Annotated in this window: 3 protein-coding genes; 1 reads left to right on the top strand and 2 read right to left on the bottom strand. The window is 77.3% G+C overall.

The window, feature by feature from the left end; genetic code table 11:
• Positions 1–75 precede the first annotated feature (75 nt).
• Complete coding sequence (locus ACFWDO_RS21320; RefSeq protein ID WP_380327021.1) at positions 76–1,170, bottom strand: DUF4190 domain-containing protein; 1,095 nt, start codon at positions 1,168–1,170, stop codon at positions 76–78.
• Positions 1,171–1,334: 164 nt separating this feature from the next.
• Positions 1,335–1,904 (bottom strand): DUF4190 domain-containing protein, encoded by a 570-nt coding sequence (locus ACFWDO_RS21325; RefSeq protein ID WP_380327018.1) that lies wholly within the window; start codon positions 1,902–1,904, stop codon positions 1,335–1,337.
• On the opposite strand from ACFWDO_RS21325, the gene lhgO reads away from it, so the two are divergent.
• Positions 1,903–2,997, top strand: a 1,095-nt coding sequence (lhgO, locus tag ACFWDO_RS21330; protein WP_380347168.1) for an L-2-hydroxyglutarate oxidase, incomplete at its 3' end; no start/stop codon positions are given. The genes ACFWDO_RS21325 and lhgO overlap by 2 nt on opposite strands.

Below are 2,997 nucleotides of genomic sequence, written 5' to 3' on the forward strand. Positions count from 1 at the left end.
GTTGCGCACGTTCTGAGCGTTCAGAACGTGCGCAACCGCCTGTTCGGCGAGAGAGGGGACGGTGCGAAGGGTGGGTCAGTTCGCCGGGAGCCGGCCGCTCAGGTCCGCGGGGAGCTGGTCGCGGATGCCGTCCGGGAGGCTGCCCAGCAGGTCCTCGCACGAGGTGGGGTCGCCCGCCTGGCACTGGCCGCCCAGCTCCTGCAGGCGGTCGGCGTCGCCGAGGGTGCCGGCGAGGTCCCGGAGGTCGTCGAAGGACATGCCGCTCGACAGGCCGCCCAGCAGCAGGTCCGGCACGGACAGGTCGGTCTGCGTGAGGTCCTCGGCCTGCGCCAGCGCCTGCTCGACGTCGTCGCCGTAGGTGTTCCACAGCATCACGCCCGCGATCACGACGATCGCCGTGAACACCACCTGGATCGACCCGAACGTCAGGCCCGTGGCCGCCATGCCGCGGCCGCCCGTGCCGCGTCGGCGCGTGCGGTCCAGGCCCACGCCGCCCAGCACGATCGCGACGACACCCAGCAGCGGCACCACGAACCCGAGGATCCCGGTGACCAGCGCCCCCACGGCCGACGGCTCCGTGCCACGGCGCTGCGGCGCCCGGCCCGCGGGCGCGGGGGTGGGAGCGGCCGGAGCGGGGGCCGCGGCCCACGGCGACGGCGGCGCGGCCGACGGCGCCGGGCGCTGCGCCGGAGCCGGTGCAGGTGCCGGAGCGGGTGCAGGTGCCGGAGCGGGGGCCGCCGCCTGCGGGGCGGCGACGGGCGCCCGGAGCGAGCCCACCGGCCGGGACGACGCTGTCCGCAACGGCGGCGCCGGCAGCGGGGTCGTGCCCGCCGTCTGCGGGGCGAACACCTGCGTCCGCTCGACCGGCTGCGCCGCGAACACCTCCGTCCGGTCCCCACCCTGCGGGGCCAGGGCCTGCGTCGCGTCGGCGCCCTGCGCCGCGAAGACCTGCGTCCGGTCCGCGCCCTGCGGCGGCAGCGCCTGCGTCGCGTCAGGGCCCTGCGCCGCGAAGACCTGCGTCCGGTCCGCGCCCTGCGGCGGGAGGACCTGGGTCCCGGCGCCGTCCGGCGGGGGCGGCGCGGCCGGCACGACCTGGGTGCCGTCCTCGCGCGGCGGGATCGCACGGGTGGGCGGGGTGTCGTGGGCGTCGTACCCGCGCGGGTGGCTCATGGTCCTCCTGGTCGGTGCGGCGGCGGCCGGTGCCGGACGGCGGTGCCCGCTCCGTCGTGCGTCGTCGCGCCGGGCGCCGTCCGACCCGCGATGCTACCCACCCGACGACCCCCGGCGGCAGCCCCGACGGGTCTCCACGCAGGACCTTCGCAACCGCCTAAGGGCTACCGCCCCAGCAGCAGCGCCGACGAGTCGAACGTCGTCTGGAAGTCCTCCGGGTCGAACTGCGAGACGAACACGGCCGCGAAGACGATGAACACGATCCACGCGACGATCCCGACCGCGCCCAGCACGATGCCGGCGATCGCCATCCCCTTGCCCTGCTGCCCCGTGCGCGAGATGCGCGAGAGGCTGATGATGCCCAGCACCACCGGCACGATCGCCAGGCCGAGGATGCCGGTGACCAGCGCCGCGATCGACCAGCCGTCCGTGCCCGCCGACGGCGCGTACGGCTGCTGCCCGTACGGCTGGGCGTACGGCTGCTGCGGGTACCCGGGCGGCTGCTGCCCCGGCGGCTCCTGGCCGTACGGCTGCTGCGCGTACTGCTGCGACGGGTCGCCGTACGCGGGCATCCCGCCCGGCTGCTCCCCCGCCCCCGGCTGCTGGCCGGCGTCCGGCTGGGGGTAGCCGGGCGGCTGCTGGTACGGGTCGGGCCGCGGCGTCGCGCCCGGGTCGGCCGCCTGGTCCGGCCGGGGTGCGTACGGGTCCGGCTGGTTGCCGTCGTCCTGGCTCATGACCGTTCCTCCTCGTCGACGCCGCGCGACGGGCGCCCCCGGCCGCGTCCTGCTCCTCCCACTATGCCGGAGGGGAGGGTCCCTCCGCCGGACGTCGCGGCAGGTCGTGCCCGTCGTTCACCCCGGCGTTCACCCCAGCGTTCACCCCGTCGGCGCTCCTCACGCGCCGCTCGGGCTGCCATGCTGGGACCCGGCGGGCCGAGCCAGGGACTTGGCCCGCCACCGTCCGCCGGACCGGGGAGGGCACGTGCGCGTCATCGTCGTCGGGGGCGGGATCATCGGGCTCGCGACGGCGGCACGCCTCGCCCGCCGCGGCGACGAGGTCACCGTGCTCGAGAAGGAGCACGAGCTCGCCTGCCACCAGACCGGCCGCAACTCCGGCGTCGTCCACTCCGGCCTCTACTACGCGCCCGGCAGCCTCAAGGCCCGGCTCGGCGTCGCCGGCGCCGCTTCCATGACGCGCTTCGCCGCCGAGCACGGCGTCCCCGTGGCCACGACCGGCAAGCTCGTCGTCGCCACCGACGCCGGCGAGCGTGACCGGCTGCGCGCCCTCGCCGAGCGCGGCGCCGCCAACGGGGTCCCCGTCCGGGAGCTCGACCCCGTCGAGGCCCGCGAGCACGAGCCCGACATCGCCTGCGTCGGCGCCCTGCGCGTGGAGACGACCGGCGTCGTCGACTACCGCGAGGTCTGCGCCGTCCTCGCGGGCCAGGTGCGCGCGGCGGGCGGCACCGTGCTGCTCGGCCGCGCCCTGCACGGCGCCACCGTGGTGGGCACGCAGGTGCGGGCCGAGGTCGACGCCGTCCGCACCCGCCACCGGCACGAGCACGTCGCCGACGCCCTCGTCGTGTGCGGCGGCCTGCACGCCGACCGCCTCGCCCTGGCGTGCGGCGTCGACCCCGGCGCGCGCATCGTGCCGTTCCGCGGCGAGTACTTCGACCTCGCCGACGGCGCCGCCGACCGCGTGCGCGGCCTCGTCTACCCCGTGCCCGACTCGCGCTTCCCCTTCCTCGGCGTGCACCTCACGCGCGGCGTGCACGGCGACGTGCACGCCGGCCCCAACGCCGTCCTCGCCCTCGCGCGCGAGGGCTACCGG

Source organism: Isoptericola sp. NPDC060185 (assembly GCF_042728595.1).
Taxonomy (GTDB): Bacteria; Actinomycetota; Actinomycetes; order Actinomycetales; family Cellulomonadaceae; genus Isoptericola.